The sequence below is a fragment of the Thauera carbonicopians genome, assembly GCF_025699485.1.
Classification (GTDB): Bacteria; Pseudomonadota; Gammaproteobacteria; order Burkholderiales; family Rhodocyclaceae; genus Thauera.
This window is the reverse complement of sequence record NZ_JANUXN010000010.1, coordinates 119820-146045: the sequence shown is the minus strand read 5'-3', so window position 1 is coordinate 146045 and position 26226 is coordinate 119820. Positions and strand designations below refer to the sequence as shown.

Below are 26226 nucleotides of genomic sequence, written 5' to 3'. Positions count from 1 at the left end.
ATGCATTGATGGAGCCAGCGACGAAGCATGCTTAGAAATGATTCAGCACCGATGAAAGCGATTTATTCAGCGCTTCCCTAAAATCAACTCCAACGATGGAGTTGAAGATTGATTCATGAAGCACCCCATCATCGTTTTTGGGCACGGGCCGGGTATTTCGGACGCGGTGGCACGCCGCTTCGGCCAGGCAGGCCATTCCGTCGCCATCGTCGCGCGCAACGCGCAACGGCTGGAGCAGGCTGCACAGACACTGCGGGCCTCGGGCATCGATGCCCACCCCTTCACGGCGGACTTGAGTGACACCGCTGCCGTGGCGGCGACTGTCGGCGCGGTGCGTACCGTGCTAGGGCCGATCGGCGCCCTCCACTGGAATGCGTTTCTCGACTTGGACGGCGATCTGCTGTCCGTGACGCCCGCAGAGCTGAACCAGGGCTATGCCATCCGCGTCACCGGCTACATCGCTGCCGTCCAGGCTTGCCTGCCGGATCTGGAGGCGAACCGGGGAAGCGTTCTCGCCACCTGCGGCGTCATGGCCTTGGACGATCCACGCATTGACGCCTTTGCCACCGAATACGGTGCGCTGGCTATCGGCGTGGCGGCGCAGCACAAGGCCAACGGCATCCTGGCTCAGACGCTGGCGCCGCGCGGCATCCATGTGGGTGAAGTGATCGTCAATGGCTTCGTGCGGGGAACTCCCGGCGGCGCGGACAAGCCTGACGCGCTGGAGCCGGCCGGCATCGCCGAAGCGTTCTGGAACCTGCATGAAGGCCGCCAGGCCCATTCCGTCATCGTCGGCGGGGCCGTTGCCACAACACGGGTAGCGCAGCATGACTGACCGGGCACTGAGTTCCGCTGCGGCGGGTGGTGCGGGAGACAAAGCGGCTCCTTCCGCTCAGGCGGATGCCGCCAGCGGCGGCATCGTCACGCTGCTGGTCGTGACCGCGCTGTTCGTGCTGACACAGCTCTATCTGGCGATTCCACTGCTGGCCCACGTCGGGCAGGATTTCAGCGCCGCCACGCCGCAGGCCGTCACGTTCGCGCTGGCAACGGGTTTCAGCTTGGCCTACGCCAGCGGATTCCTGATCTGGGGGCCGATTTCCGATCAATACGGTCGTCGTGCGGTGATGTTGATCGGGCTGGTTGCACTGGTGCTCGCCACGTTCGCGTGCGCCTTGGCCCCCTCGCTGTCCTGGCTGGCAGGGCTGCGCGCAGTGCAGGGGCTGGTGGCGTCGAGCTTTGCGCCGGTGGCGCTGGCCTATCTGGCAGAAGCCGTGCCGCCAAGGCGGCGCGCAACGGCCATCGGTGCCATGTCCACGTCGTTCCTGGTGGCGGGCATCTTCGGCCAGGCTCTCGCGGCCTGGGTCGCGCTGCATTGGGGCTGGTCCTGGGTGTTCGTGGCGACAGGGGTGTGCCTGGCGGTCGCGATCCCCGTGATCGCGGTGATGGTGAAGGAGCCGGCGCGTGCCACCGTTGATGGGCACCTGGGCCATCGCTTCGCCGCCCTGTGCCGGCTCGCGGTACGGCCTGCCGTTCTGCTGGTGTCGTGCGCGCACATCACGCTGCTGCTGTCCTTCGTCGCCATGTACACGGCGCTCGGGCCGCATCTGGAGGGGCTGGGCCTGAACGCCGACAAGGTCATCCTGCTGCGCCTGGTGGGCCTGCCCGCCATGTTCGTGGCGCTGCTTGCAGGGTCGCTGGCCGCACGCATCGGCGGCATGCCGAAGGTCGCCAGTGCCGGTTTCCTGCTGGCTGCGGTTGGACTGACGCTGGAAGCGGCGCTGGCGCAATCGTTGGCGGGGATTGCCATCGGCAGTCTGGTTTTCGTGACCGGCGTGGCGCTGGCCGTGCCCGCGATGATCACGCAGTACGGCGTGCTGGCTGCGCCCAATCGTGCCGGCGGCATGGCCCTCAATGGCTTCGTCCTGTTCGTCGGCGCCAGCATCGGGCCGCTCATCACGGCACGGGTGCCCGGCTTCGTCGCGCTATTGGCCGGGTTGGCGGTGGCGCTGCTTCTGGCTGCCGTCTGCGTGGCGGGCAGCGCATCCATCGCTTCGTCTGGGAGAACATCATGAAATCTGCCTCGTCTTTGCGGGCAGCCATCCCGGCTGCCTGGCGACTTCCTTACCGCCTGGCACTGGCCTTGGCGTCCAGTGTCTGGACCCTATCGGTGGCGGCCCAGCCGTCACCTGTGCCGCAAGTCGCCACGTCTGGGGCTATCACGATTCCCGACACGCACCGCCAGGTCGGACAACGTTCGGTCAGCATGAACGGCAAGCCGGTCGTCCTCACGCGCTACGAGCGGAGCGATGGGCGCAACGCGGGACTGGATGGCGAGCATTTCAGCACGGTGGTCGCGCCCGATGGCCGGTTCCTAGGCTTTGCGAACATCGCGCTCGATCTGGTGGACAAGCCCCTGCCGTCGCGCGAGCGCAGCGAGCAGATCGCCAGGGGATTCCTGCGCGAGGTCGCGCCCGATCTGCTGCCCAACATGCGGGTGACTTCCATCGCACCGCATGACGAACCCGTGCGCGTCTCGCGCGCGGGGCACAGCGAGACCGTTCAACTCACCGGCATGAAGCTCAAGGCACGCAACACGGCGGAGCCAAGCCGAGCGACGAGGTCTCGGCCACGCAACTGGCCGAGATGGGCTACTGCGAGATACGGATCAGCTTGCCGACAGGTACGGAGAGGCATCGAGTCCACGGCAGCGACAGGCCTGGATGCGGGGTCGGCTCATGCACGAGGCGTATCTGCGCCATGGCAAGTCTTCAGTGGCTGACCGGCGGTGCTTCATCGCCACCTCCGTCTTCGGCGACGACGCTCCCGAAACAGCGACGCTGCGCCGCTATCGCGATGTCGTGCTGATGCGCAGCCGCTGGGGAATGTGCCTCGTCGACCTCTACTACTGCTTGAGACCTTGCCTCTGTCGGGTGCTGGACCATAGCGTGGCCACCGCATCGACCCACGGTTGATCTCGATTCCCCAGAATCAGAATGGATGGGCGCAATGATCCGCATTGCTGTCCGCCGTGGCGTCGATGCCAGTTCGGGCAAGCAACGATCGTCTCCTTTAGAGGGCAGGTGTAGCACACTGGGAAGTCGGCAATCGGCATCGCCGCTGGATCTCTTCCCTCGTCTGTGATGATGCACTCTCCGCTCTCGAACACGCGATCCCAGCGTGTACAACTGGCCGTGGCCAATGCATTCTCCAAGCACTACGCACCGGAACTGTAGATGTCGGCGGCTTGGTCGTGGCGCCCGACCGCTTGCGGTCGGGTATTCAGTCGCGCAAACTCTCAGGCTGCCGTCTCCCTGGGCCTGCACCCATCGCGCAAGGCGCAAGCGACTGGAAGAGTCATGACATCTCATCTGCGTTCTAACCGATTCGAGCCCTTTCGACTGGTCACCGAGGGAGAAGTCGTCGGCAGCCATGACGGCAGCCGAGCGACGCTGCATCTCGGCGCGCTCGATGACGAGGTCGTCTACCACCATGAATATGGCCACGAGGTGCTCTTCTCGCGATCGACGGATGGCTCAATCCTGGCCCTTCTGTGGCGCGTGATGGACGAGCCCGGTGGAATCAGGGGCGACGAGCTATCTGCCTTCTCCATCACCGCGGATACTTTGGCCACCGGGTCGATCGATGCTCAAGAGACCTTTGCAACCTACTATGGCATTAAGCTCGTTGCGCCCGAGGTCGGCAAGGGGTACATCCGCCATCTGCCGGCGAACTACAAGGCCTACTATGAAGAGGCCGCAACAGTCATCGACCCCCTGTTCGCGAGTACCTTCATGCAGGTACGAGTCGCGCTCACCCTGACGCACTTCGCATTCGACTCCCGCTTCGCCGCTCGTTTTCTGCGCAACCCCCGGTTTGCCTATCAGACTCAGGACCAAGACGAAGAACCCAACCATCGACTTCGCGCGCTCTTGTCGGAGCTTGGGGCTCGGGGCAAAGAGTTGCGATGCCAGCTATCGGATGCAGCCAAGCAGTTCTTCGAGCGCCGGCAAGTCACCGGTTGGAACCTCAATGACGAGGAGGCATGGCGTGATCAGGGCACGCTCGCCAACCTGCTTGATCTGGAACTCGATGGTGTCATGGCCTCGTGGCTGCGCAGTCGTCGAGTGGTTCCCTTCCTCACAGCGGAGGAGCGCGTCAAGTGCGGGAAAAGGCTGATTGCCTTCGCCCGCGAGCTTTGCGTCGACTTGAGACAGACTGTTGGGACCGAAGTCGCCGACATTCCTGATCTGGACGCTGCGACGGCTCACTTCCGGCGTGATGCGGCCACCCGCGCGCACGCCTGGAAACAGGCAGGCTCCTTCATCGCAAACTCATCCATCGGACGGACGCTTCCGGGCGCAGACGGAGCGGCGTTGTGGGAGATCGATGACTACCGCAATGCAGACAAACTGGTCGTCATCTCAGGCGACCCGGACGATCTTCCAGATGTCTGGACAGTGCTGCGCGATGGTCCCGAGGGTGCTCAGACCAACTTGACGCTAGGGGAGAGGCGGGTCTTCGCCGTTCACTATTTGCGAGACGACGTCATCAGTTGGTTGAATCAACTGCAGCCCGAGCACGGTTGGACAGGTCCGCAGCCGTACTTGATCATTTCGCCTATTGGCAGCGAGCGAAAGGCGGGAAACCGCGCTTTCTCCTACGGTCCGGCCGTAGCGCCCGGCTACATCGATCCACGGCACAACGACCGAATGGCTCTTTACGTGATGGGCAACTGGTTCGACTTCATCGAGGCGGCGGCCCAGACAGGATCGGTGAGGCTCGCCCAGATTTCCGCGGACTTGAGCGGCTATGGTGAGCAGCTCCAGCCGCTTGTCTTGAAGGTGGCCCGCTGCGAGGGATTCCCCGGGCCGTGGTTCCTCCGCTCTTTCGCGCCGCAGGCGGCCGCGTCGGCGGCACTGCTGGAGCTTGACTGGCAACACAATCCGGCGATCCAATCAGTCAGCATCAGTGAATTGCTTCCGGACGAGACCGAGGAGTTGTTGAAGCGAACGATGAGCAGCATCTTGGCGCTCTGGTCGCGGTTGTGACCATGGCGCCGCCATGAGGCGCGCAGAGGCTGCGCGATTGAGGGGGTAGTGCGATGAGTCAGACGTTTTCTTGCACAGAGAAGAACTGTGGCTTGAACGTGACGTATGAGCCGCAGTCCGTTCCCGGGGGCATTGGCTTCCATTTTCGCAAGGGGGAGCAAGAGCGAGAGGCCGTGGCCTACCTGACTTGCGCCAATGGCCACACGCGCCCCTACACCATCAAGGTCGGCTCGTCGAGCGAGAAGCGCGGTGGCTAGCGATAAGCCTGCTGCGCTGGAGGACATCGTCGTGGGCGATCGGTTCTGGCTGGCCTATGCGCAAGAGGCCGTTCGCGGTGCGGTCAAGGCGCCAGAGCAGCGCGCGATACAGCTCGCAGGCGCCATTGCTTGGTTCTGGACCGTGTATTCGGCGGCCGGCCTACTGGCCGTGGCGCTCGGTGGCGATCGCTTCGGCCAGTTCGTCTCGCTGCTAATCGCCTTGCCCAGCCTGGTACTCATCTTCGCCTACTGGCAGACGGTGCGGGTCGGACGTCCCTTGACGTTCAATTTCGACCCGCGCATTCCCAGCGAGATCTCGAGCGCCTTCGCGCGGGCAGCCGAGGCCAAGCAATCGGCGCTTCGGTGGGCAGAGATTCTGACCTCTTTTGCGGGTCTGCTGGTTGCCGTCGCCGTGGTGTCCGCTCTGCTGCAGTCCCCTGCGAGTGCTCCTTCTCTGGCAGCTCGCTTCGACCCCGACGACAAGATGCGGCTGCTTATCGTGGCGTCGGTCTCCAAGGGAGCCCCGGTGATCTTCGTCGCGCGGGCGGCTTCGGCACCCGCCGGCGCCGCCTCCTCTGCAAGCACCCTGGTGAAGGCAGCCTCCGATGGGCAGGTTCGCACATCGCTGCGGGTTGCAGCACCGGGCGCGCAGTCCGTTACTGCGACCTGGAGCGAAGATGTTACGAAGACGCGCCTCTCGATGGTTGTCGACGTGAGCGCGGACTGAACCACCCCGCCATGCCGCCAGCGCGGTCTCGATGCGGAAGGCGCTGACGAGGGAGACGCAGGCTCGCCTGCAATGCCAGATAGCTGCCTTTGTCCGCAGTCGGCTGATGCCGGAACCGTGAGTCTGGTCCCGCGCCAGGAAGCCGCCGTTCGCGTGCGGCCATCCTCGGCTTGAGCCGGAGTTGCCCATCGGCTGCCGGATCAGATCTCTGTTCGCTCGAAGATTTCGAGGGCATTTCGACTTCGATCCGCTGGGAAGTTTCTGATCTGCTGACCCGCGATTGCCAGGTTCTCGGACAGGACGAACACCAAGGCGCCATCCACACGCGGGTTCATTCCGCCGAACGGCTGCATTGCAGTCTTCGATCAGCGCAAGACATTGCTCTCTGGTTCGAGCACCTTCGTCGGTGAACGGTGCCCCAGGTGTTCCTGTACCTGCCACCATCTCGGCAACAAGGCCCGGACTGCCGCGCGCCGGTAGCGGTCGTCGACCAGGAACACCACACCCCGGTCCTGCTCGCTGCGGATCACGCGTCCGGCCGCCTGCACCACCTTGTGCAGGCCGGGGAAGAGGTAGGTGTAGTCGTAACCCTTGACTCATCACAGCCTGGAACAACTGCGCACGCTGCGCCTGGAAGGCATGGCCCGCGCCTTCGAAGAACAACTCGCCCACCCCGGCATCGACGCGCTCACCTTCGACGAGCGTCTGGCCCAGTTGATCGATCGCGAGGTGTTGCTGCGCGACGGCAAGCGTATCGCGCGCTTGCTCAAGGCCGCCCGCATCAAGCTCGGCAGTGCCTGCCTGGAGGACGTCGATTACCGCGCAGGGCGCGGCCTCGAGCGTAGTCAGTTCGCCGGGCTCGGCACCGGCCACTGGATCCGCCGGCGCAGAACTGCCTGCTCACCGGCCCGACCGGCAGCGGCAAGACCTGGCTCGCTTGCGCACTCGCGAACGCCGCCTGCCGCCAGGGGCTGTCGGCCTACTACGTACGTCTGCCGCGCCTGTTCGAGGAGCTACGCCTGGCCCACGCCGACGGCAGCTTCAGCCGGCGGCTGATGCAGCTCGCCCGGCTCGACCTGATCGTCATCGACGACTGGGGCCTGGCTGCGCCGTCGGCGCAAGAGCGCAGTGATCTGCTCGAACTGCTCGATGACCGCGTGGGCACGCGCTCGACCGTCATCACCAGCCAGTTGCCGATCGAGCACTGGCACGCCTACCTGGGTGATCCGACCTTCGCCGATGCGATCCTCGATCGCGTCGTGCATGCCGCACACAAGCTCACCCTCAAGGGCGAATCGATGAGAAAAAAGGAAAAAGCATGAGGCCGTGCCCACCCAACGGCTTACCCACAGCCGGCCGCCCGCCAGCGTATGAAGCGCGCTGGCGACCGCCTGTGGATAAGCCTATGCCATGCCCAACAATGACCGCCATCGTGACCGACGCGGTTACACTCTGAACACCACGCTGGCCCGCGCACAACACCGGTCACCTTCGTCGGTATGGGCGGTCACGTTCGTCGGAATACGCAGCAGTCCCAGCGTCACCACGAAGGCGCCGATCAGGCGCTGGCCCGGCAGATCGACACCTTCCGAGAACACCCCTCCCAACACCGCGAAGCCGATGCCTCGCCCCTGCTCGGTGAAGCGCGACACAAAGACCTCCCGGTCCTCCGCAGCCCCAGGACATCACGGTAGAACTGGGGCGGATTCAGCGTGCCCGAGAACAGCACCGTGGCGTGGGCCGTTGAGTGACGCGCCGCCAGGTGCGGCGCCGGGATGACATTGCGAATGCACAGCACCGAAGCCGGATACCGGCCACCCTGACCGGGAAACCGGCGCACATCGAACAGCGAATGGCCAGCCACGACCCGAACGATGCGCTGCGCAAGGAAGCCGAAGCCGCAGCGGCTTCGTCGGTGTTCTTCCGCTCGGGCGGTCAGGGTCAGGCCACCGCCACGCCCACGGTGGCGCAGGCGACGCCGGGTGTCCCTGGTGCTGCCAGCACGCTCGCGGCCTTCGATTCGCTCGAGGGGTGCCCCAAATAAGGTGTTCGCGAAGTATGGCACCTACGAAGATGGCGGATTTTCATATCCGATACGCCGATGCGGTCGTATACGTGATCCGTTGGCTGCCTCGCTGCTCATAGCCTACAGCCGGTTTTTGGCTAGGGACGCTTATGAGCATGACTTCTCGAGAGCAGAATAGTCTGCAGGTTGGCTATGGTAGTGCGAGATGCTCGGATCGAGCTGTGAACAGATATTTTCAGGAGAGCTGCCCTGCGCTAAGATGCAACTTGATTGACAATGAAGCCGAAAGAGTCGACGCCGCGCAAATCGCTCCATCTCCCGCGCCAGCAAAAGATGTGCGATTCTGACGGTAAAAACGACGGTAAGGCCCCATGTTGATCGCAGCCAAGTCCTTTAACCATGCGGGTTTGGGCGGCCTGTTGATGATGGAGTGGGCCGTCAGGTCTGAGCGTGCTTGGGCGATGATGGGCGTGGTCAGGCGCAGCTACTGTTAACGCAGGACGTACCGCTCGGCAGCGCATGTCGCGTAATCAGCAGCGGAGCAATCAAACTTTTTAGCATGCCATTCGAGCCAACAATCTACTGAAGCGGGGGCAATTCAAGTTCGCTTCATTGGATGCTGGCCCCTCTAACAGGCTGATGCAGAACCCAGTGAACGATTCTGCGAGTTGCTAGTCATAGATTTGTTGCTCAATCTCTTGTCTTGACAGCGATGCGCGGCCAACTCGATCCCCAGTCCTCGATGTTCCATTATTTCTCGCCGGAATCGCGCGTACCGGCCGATCATCCCCTGCGAAGGGTGAAGCAATTGGCCGATCGGGCGCTGAGTGCCATTTCGGCGGATCTGGATGCGTTGTACTCGAGTACCGGCCGCCCGTCGATTCCGCCTGAGCGCCTGCTCAAGGGGCAATTGCTGATCGCCCTGTACTCGATCCGCTCGGACCGGCAGTTCTGCGAACAACTGGACTACAACATCCTCTTTCGCTGGTTCCTCGACATGGATCTGGAGAACACTAGCCTGGATCAGTCGAACTTCAGCCGCCTGCGCGAACGCCTGGTGACGACCGATATCGCCCGCCGCTTCTTTGACGAGGTCGTCAGCCTGGCGCGCCGGCAGCATCTGCTGTCCTCGGAGCACTTCACTGTCGACGGCACGCTCATCGAAGCCTGGGCCTCGTTCAAGAGTTTCAAGCGCAAGGACGGCGAGCCGCCGAAAGACGGTGGGGATGGCACCGGGATGGTCGACTTCAAAGGTGAGAAGCGTTCGAACGCCACGCACCAGAGCAGCACCGATCCTGAGGCGCGGCTCATGCGAAAGGGTAACGGCCAGCCTGCCAGGCTCAGCTACGGCGGACATGTGCTCATGGAGAACCGTCATGGGCTGTGTGTCGACATCCTGATCACGGAATCGACGCAGGCCGAGCACCGTGCTCCGCGCACGATGCTCACCCGCGCCCGCCGGCGGCGCATCCACCCCAAGAGTCCGGCGGCCGACAAGGGTTACCACATCAAGGATTTCGTGATGCACCTGCGCGCGCATCGTATCCGGCCGCACATTGCTCGAATCGACCATCGCTTTACGCCCGGGCTCGATGGGCGGACGACGCGAACCGAAGGCTATCGGATCAGCCAACGCAAGCGAAAGCGGGTGGAGGAAATCTTCGGCTGGCTCAAGACGGTCGGTGGGTTGCGCAAGACGCGATTCATCGGGCAGGCGAAGACGCAAATGGTGGCCTTCATTTCTGGCGCAGCCTACAACTTGTTGAGAATCGCGAAATTGGGAAGTGCGGGAGGAACAGCGTGAGTCGAGCAAACGAACCAGGGGCTGATCAGTCTCGGAATGGGCACGCCGGCAATATGGGCCGAATTGAAAAAACCATTCTCTCGACGAAGTTCCTGTGAAGATCAACTTGAACCCCTTGGCTGGTGTGGTGTTCAGCTCTTTTGCATCAGCCTGCTAACCCTCGGCTGAAGCGACTTACCCATGAGCACCACTCGCGTATACACGTCATTGTCGTGCCATCGCCACTCGGCGGTCACCGACTCGCGCAAATGCGCCGCGACGAGGGTGCCCGAACGGGGGCTTAACCTCAGCGACTGCATAGCAATCGCGTCCACCTCGACATCGGTGTAGTCGACCCACCCGGGCATCGTCGCCTGCAAGGCCTTGTACAGCGACTCCTTGGCCGAGAACACCAGTGTGGCAGTAGCGGCTGGGTCGGCGCTCGATAGGTGCTGGTCGCGCTCGCCCGAGGTCAAGCAGGTGTCGGTGATGGCCTGCAGTCCGCTTGAATCTACACGTGTCTCTACGTCAATGCCAAGCCCGACGCAAGCCTCTTGACGCGCGGCGACGGCCGCGGCCGTTTGCCAGTTGTGGGTGATTGAGCCCAGCACTCCTCTGGGCCACAGAGGCCCGCCTCGCGAGTTGCGGACGAGCACGCTGGAATTGACCGGTGGAGATAGCGCCGCGAGCGCAAGTTCAGCGCAGATCGAACCGGCGATAAAGGCCGCGCGACGACGCGGCGCCGCACTTTGGATTGATTGCGGCAAGCGATGCGGCGGCAGAACTGAAGCCACATCTTCGCCAACTGAGAGTGGCAGCGTGAGCCCCGAGTGACCCGGCTCCGCCACCAGCGGTAGCTCACCAGCCTTCTGAGCAATGCGAAGAGCCAACGTTGGCTCATGCGCTTGCAACCAGACCATCAGCGGTTCAGTCACGCGGAGGGAGCAGAAGGTTGTCCGGGTGTAGCGATCGGCCGGCAGCGAGCACACAGCGGTGTGCCCGAATGTCGAGGTTCGAACCGTCTATCGTCTCGCCACGCAATCGCATCGGGTAGACCAGGGTGTCTGCACGGGTGTAGCGCGCGTTTACAGCAAGGCGGCGGCGCGGCGACGCGTTGGGGCCAGAGCCGTGCATGGTCCGCTCGCTGAAGATGACGCAGCTTCCGGCCGACATCGGCATCTCAATGATTGGAAATCGCGCGGCTTCAAAGTCGAGCGTGACGGCGCCTACCTGACCACTTAGTCCGGCCAAGAGGCGAGCCTTGGCCTCATCAATGGTCAATGTGTAGGCGTCGGCTTCTCGAAAGATGTGATCGGTGCGGATGTCAAGGACAATCGCGTTGGCCCTGGCGCGTTCGACAATGTCCCGAGCGCTGGCAGTATCGAGAAAGGGGTCATGCCAGAACTCAGAGTCCGCGATGGGCTGCATTTCGATGGGGAAGCGCCGCACTTGGCTGCCAGCGGCAAAATGGATAGGCCCCATGCTTGCGTCAATGTCGTCAAAGGAGACCCAGACAGTCAGGTTCCACGGCGCGATGCTTGCGCGTGCTTCCGTCGACGGTTCAAGGCCGGGGCGGTCGTTGCCGATCTCCTCGCCGTTGAACGCACCCCACTCCTGGTGCCATCCGAGCGCGCTTTCGCCAGGGCGCTTGACGAAGACTTTGGATCGCCATAGCAGCAGGTCTGGCCCTAGCAGGGGCTTCAGCGAGTCGACGATGTGAGGATGCGTGAGTATCGAGAGCAGTTCGTCGTCAAGCAAATGCCAGTCGCGAACCGAAAAGCGGCCGTACAGTGGGTGAACCTGATGGTGCGTCAGCATTGCGTCCAGCCGAGTGGCCACTCGATCGAGCAGGCTGCGGGGCAGGCCCAACGAGATCGGGCCGACGAAACCGTCGCGGGCAAAGCGTGCAGCCAGATCGTCGGACCCGGTGGTTTGCGCATCGCCTTTGTCAGGTTCTTGCAGCATGCTGGCTGGACTCATTGAGTTCCTCCCATTTTCGGAACGCGCGATGGACCAGCAAAGAGCCTGCCGAGCCATGCGCAGTGACGACGATCGCCACGATAGGGCGTTCGGGCGTGAGCAAAGCGGCGGTTGTCGACGATTAAAACATCGCCAGCCTGCCACGCAAAGCGCGTTGCAAGAGTCTGAGCCAAGTCGACCACAGTGGCAATCCAATCGTCGGGAATGGCCCGACCGTCACCGAATCGAACGTCGCGCGGAGTCGCTCCGAGAGCGACTTCAAGACCCTCGCGCACTTCAGGATCAAGGCAGGCGGGATGGTGTAGCAGGATCTGGTTGAAGAAGCTGATCGCGCCGTCGCCCAGGTTTGCATATGCTGGCCGCTGGTAGGTCACGTGCAATACCTCGTCATGATCGAACGCAGCTTCCCATCCGCGCGCGGCACAGCGCGCAAGCGCTTCCGCAGGCTCCGTGCAATCAAGAAACTGCCGCCAATCGACATCGATCCCGGGCGAGAAGCGTCGCACGTAGAGCAGCCCGACCTCGGTAAAGGCCTGGCGCATCCGTGACGGCAGAGCTTGCCAAAGGTGCACGCCATCGACCAGTGGTGTTTCGCCCCCTTCATCCGCCGGGCGCAGGCACGCGAAGGCCAGGGTATCAATCGTCCATTCTGTATGCGCGCCTTCGTGGTGAAACAGGATCGCCTCTTCGGCGGCAAACGGTGTGACCTCATAGAGCGCTGGCTCGTCGACGTCGATCGAGGTAGCGCGGCGCGGAAGTTCGGGGTATCCAGTAAGCGCGACCGAATTGAGCGCGGCGAGCTGGCGGCCGAAGGCTTCCGTGGTTGGCTCAACACCTCGCAGCAGCAGCCACCCTGACGTCTCCAAGAGTTCGCGGATGGTCTCGGGGCGAGGGGCAAGTCCTCGGTGCACCCACAAGGTCTGGCCTTCTGGCGGTTCCGCGCAGGGCGAGAGCTTTTCCAATCGACGCTGCGCAAAGCTCAGCATGTGTGCTCAACAGTCTTTGTGGCGGTCAGCGCGCCGCGCAAGGCGCGCAGGAGCGCGATGCCGCGGGTGTGAGGATGGATTGACTCGGCGCCGTGCAGGGCGAGACGCAAGCCTTGGGGATCTCGGCGAACCGAGAGCTTGAGCGCCGCGCTCAGCGGGATTGCCTCTACCCGCAGCTCGCGCTCGCAAGCGGCCAGCGCGGGCCAGGGCCGAGCGCCTATAGCGTCCATGCCGTCTTGGTAGCTAAAGGCAAACTCCGCGGGTTGGCTTGCCGAACCGAAGGCCGCCCCTTTACCTCGGGCAAGGGCGAAGGCCTCGTCCAACAGGCTAGGCAGGGCGCCCGCGGCGTGCAAGCTTGCTTCTGCAAGATCGGCGAGTTGATCGGCCGACCAGACCAACGGAAGGTCTAAGCTGAAGGGGCCAAAAACGCTGGCACCATCAAACATGGCGCGTGTCGAGACGGGCACGTCGACTCGCAGTGCATGCACCGTGGAGCCGACTCGGCCGAGCACGTAAGCCCAGCTGCCGAGCAGCATCGCTGCGGCGGTAATGCCAAGTGCTCTTGCGCGATCTTCAATTGCTTTCAGCTCTTCTGGCCGCCAGCGTTCCTCTACCGCCCAAATTGTGGAAGGTGCGAAGTCGGGCATTACACCAGACGCCGCTTTCAACCAATCAGGCGGAGCGGGCCAGACGCGCGCTAGGGCACCGTAGTCGAGCTTCTCACCGAAAGGCTCGCGCCCGTCGAGCAGTCTTTGATCGGTAGTCAGCAGATCGGCCAGCAGCATGCCGAGCGAGTCGCCGTCGATGAAGGCCGGATGAGCGCGCAGGCGAAGTGCATGTGCTGCGTCTCTGTTGCCGCTCCAGGCCAGGGCGAGTGGGCCATCTCGCTCTAGGTCGAGTGCTTGAACTGAAGCGGGCCTGCCCGTCTCCGTGTACTCCAGCGGCGGTGAGCGCGTCGAGGACCCGTGGCCGTCCGGCCCGTAGCGCCGGGATAGCAGCGGATGGCGAGCGACAACCGACTCCCAAGCGAGACCCAAACGTGTCAGTGGCCATGGACGCGCGAGACGCATACCGATGACCAAGACGCGCGCGCCGTGCCAATCCCGGGAGCGCATCCTAGTCATCTGAAGGACCTGTGCGCAACTCAGCGGAGCGGACTCCCTAGCTTCGTGCCAGGCGCACAGCGAAGCTGCATTGTCGCGACCGGTCCGAAGTCGAGTCACCTCGTCGCTTATCGCGCCCAAGGTGCGCAGCTCGAAGACGCGTAGCGCAGGCAACTGAACCCGGAACTCACGCCGGATCGCCGAGACCAGCCGTGCCGCCAGGAGAGAGTGGCCGCCGAGGGCGAAGAAGTCGGTATCGGCGGTCAGGTTGTCCGCGCCCAGCAGCTCGCGCCACAGGTCGGCGAGCGCTGCTAGTGGCAGATCGGCGCATGCTCCGGTTTTCGGCGGACCGGAAGGTTCTGGGCGTTGTCTGCGCAGCGCCTCTCCGTCAATGCGACCGCGGTTGTCGACAGGTAGTCGATCAACTGCGACATACTGGGTTGGGCAAAGGTGAGGCGCGAGGCGAGATCGAGCGTGGGCGGCGAGTTCCCGGGCGAGCAATGGCGACAGGAGACCCAGCAGTGGTCGGTTGTGCAGGGGCGCGTGCCCAGGCCCACCACTGTGGCCGGATGGGACGTGTAGCATCGCCTCAAAGGACGGTCCGGTGATTCCGGGTAAGAAGCCGGCATCAAACCGTCCGGGCAAGGCGGCGGGTCTCGCAATAAACCGATCGCCAAGGTCGTGTGCCCAACCCGCTAACTTATCGGGATCCAGCGCTGTTTGGGCGAAGTCACTTGCGCGCACGCGCAAACTCGTGGCGTCGTCCGGAGACCAGCCATCATCCTGAGGCAGGCGCAGATTCGGTAGGTCGAGAAGCCATAGCGCGTGGTTGGGCTGGATCTTGCGTGCTCGCATGAGCGCAGCCCGCGTAGCCGTAGTGCCTTGCCACTCAAGCACCTGCATGGGCGCGGCTTTGGTTGACTGGCTGGTTGCATGCGGCCGCAGCCAGACGTCGTATCGCCAACATGCCATCTCCGAGTCACCGGCGTTGAGTTTCAGCAATGCCATGGCTTCCAACCGTCCCGCTGTGGTCGGCGCAAGCCCGGCAAAGAACTCCGGGGCAAGTGCCAGTTCCTCGTCGAGCCTTTCGGCCTGCGCCGCCAATCTAACGGCGACTGATGAGGAAGCGCCATAGCGTTCGCGTGCAACATTGAGGTGCCAGGCCTTGCGCAGCCGCTCATCGCGAACGTCGCCAATGAAGATGCGGCCGCCCGGCTTGAGGCGATCCGCACAATCAGCGAGTACCGTACGCAGGAAGGCAGCACTCGGGAAGTACTGCACCACCGAGTTCAAAACGATCAAGTCGTATTGTTCGGGCGCAAGCTGATCGAGAGCACACGCATCGAGCAGCCGGGTGCGTAGTCGTGAGAGGCCACGCTTCGCCGCAATCGTTTCGAGCCGCAATAGGGCTACCTCACTGCTGTCGATCGCAAGGTAGTCGGTACAGTGAGGCGCGAGCGCGAGCGCGACCAGGCCCACGCCGCAGCCGATGTCAAGCACCGCCCCTGGTGGGCCGGCCTCGAGTAGCCGATCAACGGTTGCGTCTCGCCAAGCGAGCAGTGCGCCCGCGGCAATCGGCTCGCCGCGGGCGGTGTTATCCCAGCCGGCGCCGTCGTCACCTCCGTCGTCGCCGGCTGAGCCCGCTCGCAAGGGCCGGCGCTGGTCCGGGGCGTAGATGTCGTTGAACAGGGCGCGCCAGTCGTGCACGCGGGCGGGAAGCACACCGTCTTGTATCGCTTCTTCATCGAGCGCAACGCTTGGCACCACGTAGGCGACGAAGTGCCGAGTTGTTTCGTCCCCCTCGGCCTCGACACGGGAGGCTTCCACAAGTGCATGCTCGGCGAGTACCGCTTCAATCTCATGTGGATCGCTGCGCATGCCGCGCAGCTTGACCTGGCGGTCGAGCCGGCCCAGAAACTCGAGTTCGCCGTCAGCTGTCCATCGTCCGAGGTCGCCGCTTCGATAGAGACGACATACCCTTCCGAGGCCAACGGGATCGATTGCCGAAAATCGCGCGCGTGTGAGTGCGGGCACACCGATGTAGCCGCGCGCAAGCGCAGGCCCGCCGATGGCGATCTCGCCTGGCAGGCCGACACCACGCGCACGGCCGTGTTCGTCGAGAACATGGATCTCGGTGTCGGGCAACGGCCGGCCGATGTTGGGCTTGGACGCTAAAGCGCCGCGCCGGGCGATCCAGGTCGTTGCATTGATAGTCGCCTCGCATGGGCCGTACTGATTCGCAAACAGCACATCCCAACGTGCCAACACGCGCGCGGGTAAATCTGGGGGACAACGGTCGCCTCCGGTGAGCACAAGCCGTAACCAACGGCCCACTCCGGGTGTCCCGTTGCGCGTCAGTTCTTCGAGCACGGCGGGGATGGCGTCGAACACCGTGATGGCGTGCTTGTCTAGCGCCGCGCCCAGTTCGACAGCGTCGCCCAGCAGTTCGAGTGGCAGGAAGACAAGGGTAGCGCCCCCCGCAAGCGGCCAGAATAGGCTTAGAAGTCCACCATCGTAATTTAGCGTGTAAGCGTGTGCCACGCGGTCCCCGGGGACGAGCGGGCTTACGGCAAGATCGTTAGCACGAAGCCTCAGTGCAAGAGCACGCTGCTCAACGAGCACTGCCTTCGGCGCACCTGAGGATCCCGATGTGAAGCCAATGTATGCGGGGTCAGCGCCGCGGGCCGTATCCGGAAAATCACGCCAGTTTTCGTTGACAGTGCCGAGCGGTGCAGGGACGAGCCAGCGCACCCGCTCAAATGTGAGTGGCTGTCTCTGGGTAGTTGCAGGTTCGAGCCATAACGCCGCATCCAGTGTAGCGCTGCGCGCAAGGTCGCACAGTCGGGCTACCGGCAAGTCTGGGTCGAGAAACGCGATCGCTACCCCAAGACTGTGGGCAGCCAAAACTATTGCAGCGCTCTCAGCGCCGCGGGCACCGCAGACCCCAAGATGATTGCCTCTCCGGAGTCCCTGGGCATGTAAGCAGTCGGCGTGAGCGCGGGCACGCGCCACGAGCTCAGCGTAGGTCCAGCGCAACGCACCATCTTCGATGGCGACCGAGTTCGGCCTGTTGTGGGCGTGCGCAATGACGTGCTCGACCCACAGGTCTAAGGGTGCTTGCGGTTGCGGCCCTGTGGCCCAGGTCGACACCGTGGTGACTTCTTCTTCTGGCTCGAGTACTACCGAGCCCAGCAAACTGGAGGGTTCGGTAACCAAGGTCTTTAGCAGGTGCAGGTAGCGCCGCACGATGCGCTGCGCGGTGCTGGCATGAAAGACATCGGTAGAGAACTCCAGTTCGCCATGCCAGACCCCTTCGCGCTCGCCGACTTCGAGACTCAGGTCGAACAGTGCCGCTCCGCGCCAGGCGCGAACCCGCTCGCAGCGTAGGCCTTCAAAGGCAAGTTCACTAGGGCCTGCGTTCTGCATCGCGAAGAGCACCTGGAATCCGGCTTGGTAGTCGGCGCGTCGATCCACGTGCAGGCCTTCGAGCACGGCCTCGAAGGGGGCTTCCTGATTCGAATAGGCCTCAAGTAAGCGGGCACGTACCTGTGAGAGCAGGCTTGAGAATGTTTCGGTGGAACTCACCGTCGCTCGCAGTGCGAGAGGATTCACAAGCAAGCCGACGAGTGGCTCAAGCTCCGCGCGGTGACGGTTTGCTATGACCGTGCCAACTACAAAGTCTTCCGTGCTCGCAAGGCGTGCCAGCAAGACCTCGTAGACCGCAAGCAACAGCATGAAGTCGCTCGCACCTTCGCTCGCGGCGAGGGCACGCGCCGCTGCGCGCAACCCAGTGTCGACGCGAAATCCGATCTTGCGTCCGCGCCAGCTCCGGCGTGCGGGCGCCTCTCGGTCGAACGGTAAGCTCAGGCGAGCGGGTGCGCCGTCAAGGGTCTGCCACCAGTACCGCATCTGGCTTGTTAGCCCTCCTGTTGCGAGACGCTGCCGCTGCCAGGCGGCAACGTCGTAGTAGTCTGGTGAAGGCGGCAGCATTGGCATGCTTCGACCGCCTCGGCGCGCCGCATAGTGCGTGGCCAGTTCGTTCAAGGCCACGGCCATCGCCCAGCCGTCGACGATGATGTGATGCGCGACTAGCCCGAACAAGTGGCGCTCAACATTGTCTTCATCAGGCAGTCGCGCGATGGTGCATCGCATAAGCGGCTCGCGGCCAAGGTCGAACGGACGGCCCGCGAGCGCGCGAAGATGTCGCAGAGCGCGGCGCGGAGAGATCGGGCGCAACGCATCAACTGGTTCCAGCCAACCGCGTTCGCGCGGCGGATCGACTACGACGGTAGGTTCGTCGAGGTCGACGCTGAAACGCGAGCGCAGCGGCGTGTGGCGCCGGACCAAGTCGCCCAAGGCGAGGTCAAGCGCATCGAGATCAAGCGCGCCATATAGGCGAACCGCATGACAAAGGTGGTAAGCGCCGCGTGCCGTTCCCAGCTTCTCAATAAACCAGAGTCGTCGCTGGGCCTGGCTTGGGCGTGGGGCTTCTTGCGGCGAGCGAATGGGGATGACTGCCCCGCTGCCAAGGGCGCGCCACTGGTCACTCTGTTCATCGATCAGCCGCGCAAGCAGTCGTGGGGACGGCGCGTCGAACATAGCACGCAGGGGCAAGTCCAAGCCAAGCCGGTGCGCCAGTCGCGACCGCGCGCGTGTTGCAAGCAGCGAGTGGCCGCCGCGTAGGAAGAAGTCATCGCGGGGACCGAAGGGCACACCAACGACCTCGGCGAAGACGGCACGGATAGCAGTTTCAAGCTCAGCGTGCGAGTCCCTGGGGGCCGCCTCTGCTGCCACCGTCCCTCCCATTCGGTCTGCACGATCGGCTTCAATCAGCCGTAGCGAGTCGAGTTTTCCGTGTTCGGTAAGCGGCAGGACCGGCAGTGCCACGATACGGTCAGGCAGCTCCGCCGGCGGCAGCACCTTGCGTAGCAGCTCGGGGAGCACGGTTAGGGTGTCAAGAAAGCCAGATATGTGCCCTGGCCAACTGTGGCTGGCTGGCCCCGGTTCGTGCCATGCAAGCACTTGCGCTGCCGTGGCAGCATCAACCCCGGCTGGCAGACCGACCCACTCGGTCCAGCCCAAGCGCTCGTCCAGTCGGCAAACCCAGCGCCGGTCACGGCTGTCAGGAATCTCTGGGGGAGGATCAGGCGGCGTGGCCGGGTGAGCCGCGCCGAGGTCGGATTCCAGGCGCAATAGGCTTTCGTCGGCCGTCAGGCCACGGACGCGCCGGGCAACGTCAAGCAGCCTCAGGACTGACGGTCGGCTCCTGGGTCCATCGCGTTTGATATCAAACACCGCCGCAGCCCCGTCCGCGCGGCGGACCAGCGTCACATCGTAGCGGTAGCGCAGCAACTCGTTGTCGATGCCGCCGAGGCGGGCTTCAAAGAGCGGCGGGCCAAACTCTGGATGGGCTGTGCACCACGCGGTGAACCAGCCCGGTGCGAGGCAAAGCTCGTCGTCTCTCGCGAGCAGCCACTCGGCCTCGCGACGCAGCGCGCCGACAGTGCTCGACGGGCCTAGCCGCTGCCAAGCGTCGTCGAGCGCAGCGGCCTCGCGCAAGCGCTCGTCGCGAATATCGCCAAGGTAGATCGTGCCTCCCTGCGCAAGCCAGCCGGTCCAGCGTTCGAGCAAACTTGCCAGAGTAACAGCATCGTCAAAGTACTGAACCACTGAATGCACGACGATGGCATCAAAGCCTGCACCGGGATCGAGATCGAGCGCCGCGGCATCGACTTGGAGCGGATGAAGATTCGTGATGCCCTGAGCGCGGGCATGCCAATCTAACCAAGCGAGTGCGCTCTCGCTCCAATCGACAGCGAGGTATTCGACGCACTGCGGCGCAACGCGCAAGGCGATCAGGCCGGCCCCGCAGCCTACTTCCAATACGCGGCGTGGCCTCCAGCGGGTGATGCGCGAAGCGGCGACCTCTGCGGCTGCAGCAATCTCATGCGAGGGAAGTTCGCGCCGGGTGGCCCGCGCGAGCCAGTCGTGCGCGTTGACCAGCGGGTCGACGTTAGCGCCCATGCCTTTGTACGAGGTCTCGAACACTTCGCGCCAGCGAGCGCGGCGATCAACCGTTTCTGCTGCAGACTCCGTTCCGGCACGGGTGGGTGCGACAAAGGCGACCAGCCGCGAAGCTCTCACTTCCGCTCCGTCAGACACCTCGGCGGCCAGCCACCTAACATGCGCGGCACCGATTCCCGGTTGACGCAGCAGCAGCGCTTCCAAGCCTGTAGCCTCGATGCGCACGCCCAGCCGCTTGCCCTGGCCGTCGGTGCGGCCGAGGAACGCGATCTTGCCGTTGTGGAGAAGGCGGACCAAGTCTCCAGTGCGGTAGCGACGTAGCGCACCAGGAGCAGTGGGATCGCTGCTGAAGCGGCGGTCATCCGGCGCACCTAGGTACCCGCGGGCAACACCTATTCCTGCAATTTCAAGCTCGCCGATGGCACCGCGAAATACGGGTTGGCCATCACCGTCCACCACACGTAGATCAATATTTGGCAGCGGCTCGCCGATCGTCACACTCGAGCCTGGGTCCGCCAAGTCCTCAAGCGACACGCGATGTGCGCTCACATCGACGGTGGCCTCAGTCGGGCCGTAGACGTTCCAGAGACCGCCAGTACCACCGGTCCGCGCCAGCCAACGCGCAGCGAGTGCTGCGGGGAGGCGCTCCCCTCCACACATGACGCCTCGAAGGGCCGGCAGGGCCAGAGGCTGCTCCAACAATGCGGCGAGCTGCGAAGGCACGCAGTGCAGCGCTGAAATCTGATGGCGTGCAAGCTGCTCGCCCAGCAAAGCCATGTCGCGGTGACTGTCTGGATCAGCGAGCACCAAAGTCGCACCGGCCAGCAGCGGTGGGTACAGCTCGCGCGCCGCGGCATCGAATGTGAGTGGCGTCTTCAGCAGGCCATGATCACCAGCAGTGAGGGCCAGGGTTTCGACAATCCAGTCGCAGACGTTAGCGAGTCCCGCGTGCTCGACCAAAACCGCCTTAGGCACTCCGCTACTGCCGGACGTATGGATGGCATAGCAAGCGTCCGCTGGCTGAGGGCCGGCGCTTCGCAAACGATCCAAGAGGCGATCCGCAGAGCCAAGGGGTGATCTCGGCGTGTGCTTGACCCTGGGTACCGGCAGGCGCGCAACCGTCGAATCAGGGATCGCACCGTCATCGATCAGTCCCCGTGGCGCCAAGTTGGCAAGCAGGACGTGCAGCCGCGCAACGGGCCACTCGGGTTCGAGCGGGACGTAAGCCGCTCCAACAGCTAACAGCGCGAGCATGGCGACGATCGTTTGCGGGCCACGACGCAGGGCGAGCGCAACTTGGTCGCCGTGCCCAACCCCTGCGGCGTCGAGAACGTCGGCATAGTCCTCGACTGCTCCCGCCAGCGCAGCGTAAGTCAGCTCGCCGCCGTTCCAGCGCAGCGCCATCGCATCGGGTAGCTGGGCGGCGCGAACGGCGATGCGATCAATTACTGTTTGGGCGTAGCGCGCCGGCTGGACGGCGCCTCGCAGCCGGCTGGGATGGGCGCGCAAAGGCGCCCGCAGCGCCGACGCCGCCGGCGTGCGGCAGCAGAGATCGAGCAGTTCAAGGTAAGCGTCACGCAGTACAACAGCGCTCGCGGGAGAGATCCATCGCGGGTCATACTCGACCTCAAACTCGGCCTGCATTGGCTGACCGTCGCTAGGTATTGCGAAGAGTGTCAGGGGGAACTTCGATGTGGCGGTTGGGAGTCGCCCGACCTCGACCTCAAGCCCCGGCAAATCGAAGCGCGCGGGCGGAGAGTTCTGCAAAACAAATAGAGCGCGCAGAGGCGTGGGCTCGCGCCAGGTGACATCAGCGCTCTCGCGTAGTCGGGCAAGTACCTCATCTAGCGGTAGATCGGCGTAGGCGTGGGCGGAAACTAGGCTTGCTCCTACTCGGCCAACAAGGGTTTCGAAGTCGGGTTCATCGGCTAGTTCGGCAGGCAGCGCCAAGGTGTTGACGAAGAAGCCGACCACACCGTCCAGTTCCTCGTGACCCCGGTTTGCAATAGCTAGGGCAAGCGTATAGCGGTTCTGGCCGGCATAGCGCGCGAGCAATGCTTCGAAGGGGGCGAGCAGGAGAGCAGAGAGCAAGTGCGGGCCGCGTTCGAGCATCGCGCGCATGCGATTCCTAGTTTCCTCCGTGGTTGAAAAGCGAAGCCGAGCACCTTCGGGCAAGCCTCGTCTCGATCGCGGCGTTGGATCGTGCGGCAGGCGAAGAGGCGGGTACTGTTCCAGTCCGGCCGACCAAGCGATAAGTCGGTCGCGTGCGCCATCGCGTTCGAGTGCTTGCTGCTGTGCGAGTACATGTTCCGCAAACTGCACTCGAAGTCGTGCTAGCGCATCGGGCCGGCCGGTGTAGGCCGCGCACCAGTCCCGAACCAGCACAGAGTGGGACCAGCCGTCGCCAATTAGGTGATGCATCACCATAACGAGACGGTGCCTGCCGTTTGCTATACGAATTAGGCGCAGTCGCCATAGCGGCGCCGCCGCGGCAAGATCGAACGGGTGGGCGACGAACTCGCACCCTAGGTCCTCGGCTGCGCGCAGAGTCGCCCCCTCGTCTATGCTTCTCTCCTGGTCAGCGAGCGCATCGAGAGCAATCAGTTCCAGAGCGTGGAAGGGCGCGGGTCTGACCACCCAACGAGGAGTACCTCCCTCGACGACAACATGCGCACGCAGCAATTCATGGCGCCGCGCCAGCGCATCAAATGCCTCGCGTACGCGCAGAACATCGAGTGCGCCGTGGAACTCCAGTGCGTAAGCCATGTGGTAACAGATGGCGCCTGGCTCTTGCTCGGCCAAGAACCACAGCCGGGCCTGCTCGCGCGACAGCGCGAAGCGGTAGCTCCCGTCTTCGCCGAGGGGTTCTGTGCCCACCTGGGTGAGATCGGCTTCAGTCATGCGAGGCGCGGGGGCGTCGACTGGGAACCAGCGGCGGCACTGAAGGCTCAGGCTCGAGTCGTCGGCGCTGCTCTTCGACCCGGGCGGCGATCCCGGTGACGCTGGCATCGGAGACAAGCTCGCGCAGGCGCAGAGTCACCCCAAGGCGCTGCCGCAGACGCGCCAGCAGCCGGGCTGCATCGAGCGAGTGCCCCCCCGCGTGAAAGAAGTTGGTCGCCGCATCATCGATAGTCCGGCCAAGCAACTCGCCCATCAGCGCCGCAACCTCTTGTTCGGCGGAAGTCAGTGACGCGGCTGGCGCCGAGCACTCTTCCGCAGGGATAGTCGCCAGCCTCAGGAGCGCTGAATCGTCGCGCTTGCCGTTGGGCAAGCGCGGAAACGACGAGACCCGAAAAAGGCCTGCTGGCCAGAGGTAGCGTGGCAGCGTGGCAGCGATGGACTCGCGCAAAGCCGACTCGTCGAACGCTGCTGCATCAGCAACGGCGACGAATGCCAACATGCGTGGAATACCTGAGGGTTGCGTACTCGCGATGACGGCCGCGTCTGCCACGCCTGCCTGAGCGCAAAGCACTCGCTCCAGTTCTGCGGGCTCGACCCGTGCACCAAGGATCTTGAGCTGCCGGTCAGCGCGACCATCACACCAGAGCAACCCGTCCGGATCGCGCCGACCTTGGTCACCCGTGCGATACAGGAAAGTGCCCCTGTACGGTCCGTCCGAGGCGACGGGAAATCCGGTGGCGCGACCTTCCCGCCAGTAGCCGAGGGAAAGCGCGCAGCCCCCGATTACGATCTCGCCCTGTGCGCCGTCGGACACAGGTACTCCTCGCTCATCGGCAACATAGACAACTGCACCAGAAATCGGCTGGCCTATAGGTAGCGCGTCCGTGGTGAGCCCCGCAGAGTCGCGTTCGCGAAGCCACTCATCCACGCGTATTGCGCTCACATCAACGGTGCACTCGGTCGGCCCGTATACGTTGTATAGGGCGACATGGGGTAGCCGTTCGCAGTGCAGGCGCGCGAGCGTTGGCTTGAGCGACTCGCCTCCACACATCACCGTGTGCAACGTAGCCGGCGCGGGCGCACACGCGAGCGCTTCGAGAAAGAGGGCGTGAACGCTTGGCGTGGCGTGCAGCGTTGTAACCCCAAAATCGTGCATAAGTGCGAGCAGCGCCTCGGGGTCCGATGCCTCCTCGTCGTCCGAAAGCACGATAGTGGCGCCGGCGGCCAGCGGCGCGACGGTCTCGCGCAGGGAGGCGTCGAAGCCAAATGGCGCGCGCGCCAGCACGCGCTGACCGGGTCCTGCCACCAACTCCTGATTGAGCCAGGCAACAAAATTGCCGAGCGCGCGTCGCGAGCCGAGAATGCCTTTGGGTCGGCCGCTAGATCCTGATGTGTAGAGCAGATAGGCACCGTCCGTTGTGGCCTGCGCGGCTACGGTGGGAGGCATCGCCTCCCCGTCCTGCAATTCTGGCCAGGGCTGGCGCTGGAACTCACACTCGGGGCACAACGCGGCGAGATCGTCGCCGCGACCAAGTACTAGCGCAGGCTCGGAATCCTCAAGCTGCTCGCGGATGCGCAGCTTCGGAAGCCCAATGTCGAGCGGGACCACGACAGCGCCGATACGCAAGATGCCGATGTAGGCTGAGAGCAGTTCCGGCACGCGGCGGCACAGCAGGGCCACGCGCGAGCCACTCGTCACGCCCTCGCGCGCCAGCATCTCCGCGCACGCTTGGGCACCGCGCCATAGGGCGGCATAGGTTACTTCTCGGGTACGCGCAACAATAGCCGTTGCCGTGGCGTGACGACGAGCGCTCACGTCGAGCATTCGGCAGATGTCTTGCGGCGGCTGGTGTGCCCGAGATTCAACACGGCTTTGCTCGAAAAGCGGTGCGTCGGGATCGTCGAGCAGTCGCGTAAGCGTTTTGCGCCATTCGCCGGTCAACGCCTCGATCACCGAAGCATCAAAGACGTCTAGGCTGTACTCGAACTCGAGGTAGATCTCGCCTTCGCCGGCGATCGGGAGCGCCTCGCGGCAGTCAGTAACGAACAGTGTTAGGTCAAGCTTGCTTGTGCGGGTATCGAGGGGACTGATACTCGCATGCGCCGCCGGCCCGAAGTCAACCCGGCGTGCCGGCACGTGCGAGACGACCATATGCTGAAAGATCGGATGGTGGTCTAGACGAGTAGGGGCTCCGCTAGCACGCACGATCGCATCGAAGGGAATGTCCTGCGCCGCTAGCGCTTCTCGCCGAAGTGCAGCAAACCTTGGCAAGAATTCGGTGAAGCTGGCGATGCCGGTCAGGTCCACCACGACGGGCAGCCAGTTCACATAGAAACCAAATGCTTCAGTATCAAGCGGATCGGGTCGCTGCGATACTGCTATGCCCAGCGCAAAGCGAGTCGCGCCAGATTGCCGCGCAAGTAGCACTCCGTGCACGGCCGCCAAGAGAAGCGCCACAGTGACTCTTCGGGACGCAGCAAAGGCGCGCAGGCGCGCCGTTTGCTTGGCCTCAAGGCTGAATGCAATACGCGCGCCTCGGTCGGTTCGGTTGGGCGGATATGGTCGCGCGCCACGTAAACGCAGTGCGCCATGGAGCCCTCGCAGCTGATCGCCCCATTCGCTCAAGGCCGCCATTCCGGTTGAGCTCGAGACAGCGTCGCGCTGCCAGGCGGCAAAGTCGGAGTAGGGTCGAGCCGGGGCAAGCTTTGCGGCAGCAGCGGCTCCTGCGTTCTCGCACTCAAGCCGATATAGTCGCGCCAGTTCGCGCAACGCATGTGCGATCGACCAACCGTCAGCGATGAAGTGGTGGGCTGCTAGCATGAGCTCGAGGGTCTCCTCGCTCCGCAGCACAAGCAGCGCGCGCCAGGGTGGTGCAGCCTCGAGATCGAAGCCGCGAGTGGCGATATCTTGACGTACTGCCGCCAAGCGGTTTATGGCTTCAGTCGGCGTGATTCTGCGCAGATCGAGCGGCTCGGCCAGTGGCATTGCCTCGCTGACAAAGCGCACCCCAGGCTGACCGTCGTTCCAAGCAAGTACGGCGCGCAGCATCGCACGGCGTTCGATCACGGTTTGCCAGGCTCGGCGAAGCGGTTCGAGTTCGACCTCGCCACGCAGAACGAGGGCTGCTGCGACAATATATGCCGCACTTTGCGGCTGAAGTAGATCAAGGTAGGCGAGACGTGCTTGGCCGTTTGAAGCTGCCTGCCATGGCGGTGCTCCGTCAGCATTGGCGGAGGCCAGCAACCTTGGCTTGGCCTCGCGCAGCGCGTTCAGGAGAGAGGGCGGCAGTTCGGCGATGCGGCCGCGCAGTACCAACTCGCCGTCTTCAATTGTCAGGCCTATGCCGTGACGCGCGAGTTCCTGTTTGGTCTGCGCGAAGTCCATGATATC

Annotated in this window: 15 protein-coding genes and 2 pseudogenes; 9 read left to right on the top strand and 8 right to left on the bottom strand. The window is 63.8% G+C overall.

The window, feature by feature from the left end; genetic code table 11:
* Nucleotides 1-115: 115 nt before the first annotated feature.
* The 6 genes from NX068_RS13875 (at nucleotide 116) to NX068_RS13855 (ending at nucleotide 6032) form a co-directional block, all read left to right on the top strand.
* Nucleotides 116-835 (top strand): SDR family NAD(P)-dependent oxidoreductase, encoded by a 720-nt coding sequence (locus tag NX068_RS13875; RefSeq protein ID WP_263461856.1) that lies wholly within the window; start codon nucleotides 116-118, stop codon nucleotides 833-835.
* Nucleotides 828-2072, top strand: coding sequence for an MFS transporter (locus tag NX068_RS13870; RefSeq protein ID WP_263461855.1), 1245 nt, complete (start codon nucleotides 828-830; stop codon nucleotides 2070-2072). The genes NX068_RS13875 and NX068_RS13870 overlap by 8 nt, the downstream gene beginning before the upstream one ends.
* Complete coding sequence (locus NX068_RS13865; protein ID WP_263461854.1) at nucleotides 2069-2779, top strand: hypothetical protein; 711 nt, start codon at nucleotides 2069-2071, stop codon at nucleotides 2777-2779. The genes NX068_RS13870 and NX068_RS13865 overlap by 4 nt, the downstream gene beginning before the upstream one ends.
* A complete protein-coding gene (locus NX068_RS21235; RefSeq protein WP_327084829.1) occupies nucleotides 2721-2972 on the top strand; it encodes a CFI-box-CTERM domain-containing protein in 252 nt (83 codons plus the stop codon). The genes NX068_RS13865 and NX068_RS21235 overlap by 59 nt, the downstream gene beginning before the upstream one ends.
* A 384-nt stretch (nucleotides 2973-3356) precedes the next feature.
* Nucleotides 3357-5048 (top strand): hypothetical protein, encoded by a 1692-nt coding sequence (locus NX068_RS13860; RefSeq protein WP_263461853.1) that lies wholly within the window; start codon nucleotides 3357-3359, stop codon nucleotides 5046-5048.
* A 249-nt stretch (nucleotides 5049-5297) separates the two neighbouring features.
* On the top strand, nucleotides 5298-6032 hold the full coding sequence (locus NX068_RS13855) for a hypothetical protein (protein WP_263461852.1): 735 nt from the start codon (nucleotides 5298-5300) through the stop codon (nucleotides 6030-6032).
* Between the two features lie 200 nt (nucleotides 6033-6232).
* Here the strand turns inward: NX068_RS13855 and NX068_RS13850 are convergent, their stop codons facing one another.
* Complete coding sequence (locus NX068_RS13850; RefSeq protein ID WP_263461851.1) at nucleotides 6233-6385, bottom strand: hypothetical protein; 153 nt, start codon at nucleotides 6383-6385, stop codon at nucleotides 6233-6235.
* Nucleotides 6386-6397: 12 nt separating this feature from the next.
* A pseudogene (locus NX068_RS13845) lies at nucleotides 6398-6607 on the bottom strand (helicase C-terminal domain-containing protein); the annotation flags it as partial.
* 64 nt (nucleotides 6608-6671) lie between these two features.
* Between NX068_RS13845 and istB the strand changes: the two are divergent.
* A pseudogene (gene istB, locus NX068_RS13840) lies at nucleotides 6672-7354 on the top strand (IS21-like element helper ATPase IstB).
* A 123-nt stretch (nucleotides 7355-7477) separates the two neighbouring features.
* Here istB and NX068_RS13835 read toward each other — a convergent pair.
* On the bottom strand, nucleotides 7478-7684 hold the full coding sequence (locus NX068_RS13835; RefSeq protein ID WP_263461850.1) for a helicase C-terminal domain-containing protein: 207 nt from the start codon (nucleotides 7682-7684) through the stop codon (nucleotides 7478-7480).
* Nucleotides 7685-7884: 200 nt separating this feature from the next.
* Between NX068_RS13835 and NX068_RS13830 the strand changes: the two genes are divergently transcribed.
* Both NX068_RS13830 and NX068_RS13825 read left to right on the top strand, forming a co-directional pair.
* On the top strand, nucleotides 7885-8076 hold the full coding sequence (locus NX068_RS13830) for a hypothetical protein (protein WP_442806744.1): 192 nt from the start codon (nucleotides 7885-7887) through the stop codon (nucleotides 8074-8076).
* Nucleotides 8077-8770: 694 nt separating this feature from the next.
* Nucleotides 8771-9862 carry an IS5 family transposase gene (locus NX068_RS13825; RefSeq protein ID WP_263461849.1) on the top strand — a complete coding sequence of 364 codons (1092 nt, stop codon included), beginning with the start codon at nucleotides 8771-8773 and terminating at the stop codon, nucleotides 9860-9862.
* A gap of 131 nt (nucleotides 9863-9993) precedes the next feature.
* On the opposite strand, the gene NX068_RS13820 is transcribed toward NX068_RS13825, so the two are convergent.
* The 5 genes from NX068_RS13820 to NX068_RS13800 are packed head-to-tail and all read right to left on the bottom strand — an operon-like array spanning nucleotide 9994 to nucleotide 26220.
* Nucleotides 9994-10761 (bottom strand): 4'-phosphopantetheinyl transferase family protein, encoded by a 768-nt coding sequence (locus NX068_RS13820; protein WP_263461848.1) that lies wholly within the window; start codon nucleotides 10759-10761, stop codon nucleotides 9994-9996.
* Between the two features lie 7 nt (nucleotides 10762-10768).
* Nucleotides 10769-11806 (bottom strand): phytanoyl-CoA dioxygenase family protein, encoded by a 1038-nt coding sequence (locus tag NX068_RS13815; RefSeq protein ID WP_263461847.1) that lies wholly within the window; start codon nucleotides 11804-11806, stop codon nucleotides 10769-10771.
* 11 nt (nucleotides 11807-11817) lie between these two features.
* Nucleotides 11818-12807, bottom strand: coding sequence for a TauD/TfdA family dioxygenase (locus tag NX068_RS13810; protein WP_263461846.1), 990 nt, complete (start codon nucleotides 12805-12807; stop codon nucleotides 11818-11820).
* Nucleotides 12801-22835 carry a non-ribosomal peptide synthetase gene (locus tag NX068_RS13805; protein WP_263461845.1) on the bottom strand — a complete coding sequence of 3345 codons (10035 nt, stop codon included), beginning with the start codon at nucleotides 22833-22835 and terminating at the stop codon, nucleotides 12801-12803. The genes NX068_RS13810 and NX068_RS13805 overlap by 7 nt, the downstream gene beginning before the upstream one ends.
* Nucleotides 22828-26220, bottom strand: a complete 3393-nt coding sequence (locus NX068_RS13800) for a non-ribosomal peptide synthetase (protein ID WP_263461844.1) — start codon at nucleotides 26218-26220, stop codon at nucleotides 22828-22830. Before NX068_RS13800 ends, NX068_RS13805 begins: the two co-directional genes overlap by 8 nt.
* Between the last annotated feature and the right edge of the window lie 6 nt (nucleotides 26221-26226).

Bases quoted from the DNA above. Each gene is read 5' to 3' on its own strand.
- NX068_RS13875 (WP_263461856.1), top strand. From the start codon at position 116: ATGAAGCACCCCATCATCGTTTTTGGGCACGGGCCGGGTATTTCGGAC.
- NX068_RS13820 (WP_263461848.1), bottom strand. From the start codon at position 10,761: ATGGTCTGGTTGCAAGCGCATGAGCCAACGTTGGCTCTTCGCATTGCT.
- NX068_RS13800 (WP_263461844.1), bottom strand. From the start codon at position 26,220: ATGGACTTCGCGCAGACCAAACAGGAACTCGCGCGTCACGGCATAGGC.
- NX068_RS21235 (WP_327084829.1), top strand. From the start codon at position 2,721: ATGCGGGGTCGGCTCATGCACGAGGCGTATCTGCGCCATGGCAAGTCT.
- NX068_RS13865 (WP_263461854.1), top strand. From the start codon at position 2,069: ATGAAATCTGCCTCGTCTTTGCGGGCAGCCATCCCGGCTGCCTGGCGA.
- NX068_RS13860 (WP_263461853.1), top strand. From the start codon at position 3,357: ATGACATCTCATCTGCGTTCTAACCGATTCGAGCCCTTTCGACTGGTC.
- NX068_RS13810 (WP_263461846.1), bottom strand. From the start codon at position 12,807: ATGCTGAGCTTTGCGCAGCGTCGATTGGAAAAGCTCTCGCCCTGCGCG.
- NX068_RS13830 (WP_442806744.1), top strand. From the start codon at position 7,885: ATGGCCAGCCACGACCCGAACGATGCGCTGCGCAAGGAAGCCGAAGCC.
- NX068_RS13825 (WP_263461849.1), top strand. From the start codon at position 8,771: ATGCGCGGCCAACTCGATCCCCAGTCCTCGATGTTCCATTATTTCTCG.
- NX068_RS13850 (WP_263461851.1), bottom strand. From the start codon at position 6,385: ATGCAGCCGTTCGGCGGAATGAACCCGCGTGTGGATGGCGCCTTGGTG.
- NX068_RS13805 (WP_263461845.1), bottom strand. From the start codon at position 22,835: ATGACTGAAGCCGATCTCACCCAGGTGGGCACAGAACCCCTCGGCGAA.
- NX068_RS13815 (WP_263461847.1), bottom strand. From the start codon at position 11,806: ATGCTGCAAGAACCTGACAAAGGCGATGCGCAAACCACCGGGTCCGAC.
- NX068_RS13870 (WP_263461855.1), top strand. From the start codon at position 828: ATGACTGACCGGGCACTGAGTTCCGCTGCGGCGGGTGGTGCGGGAGAC.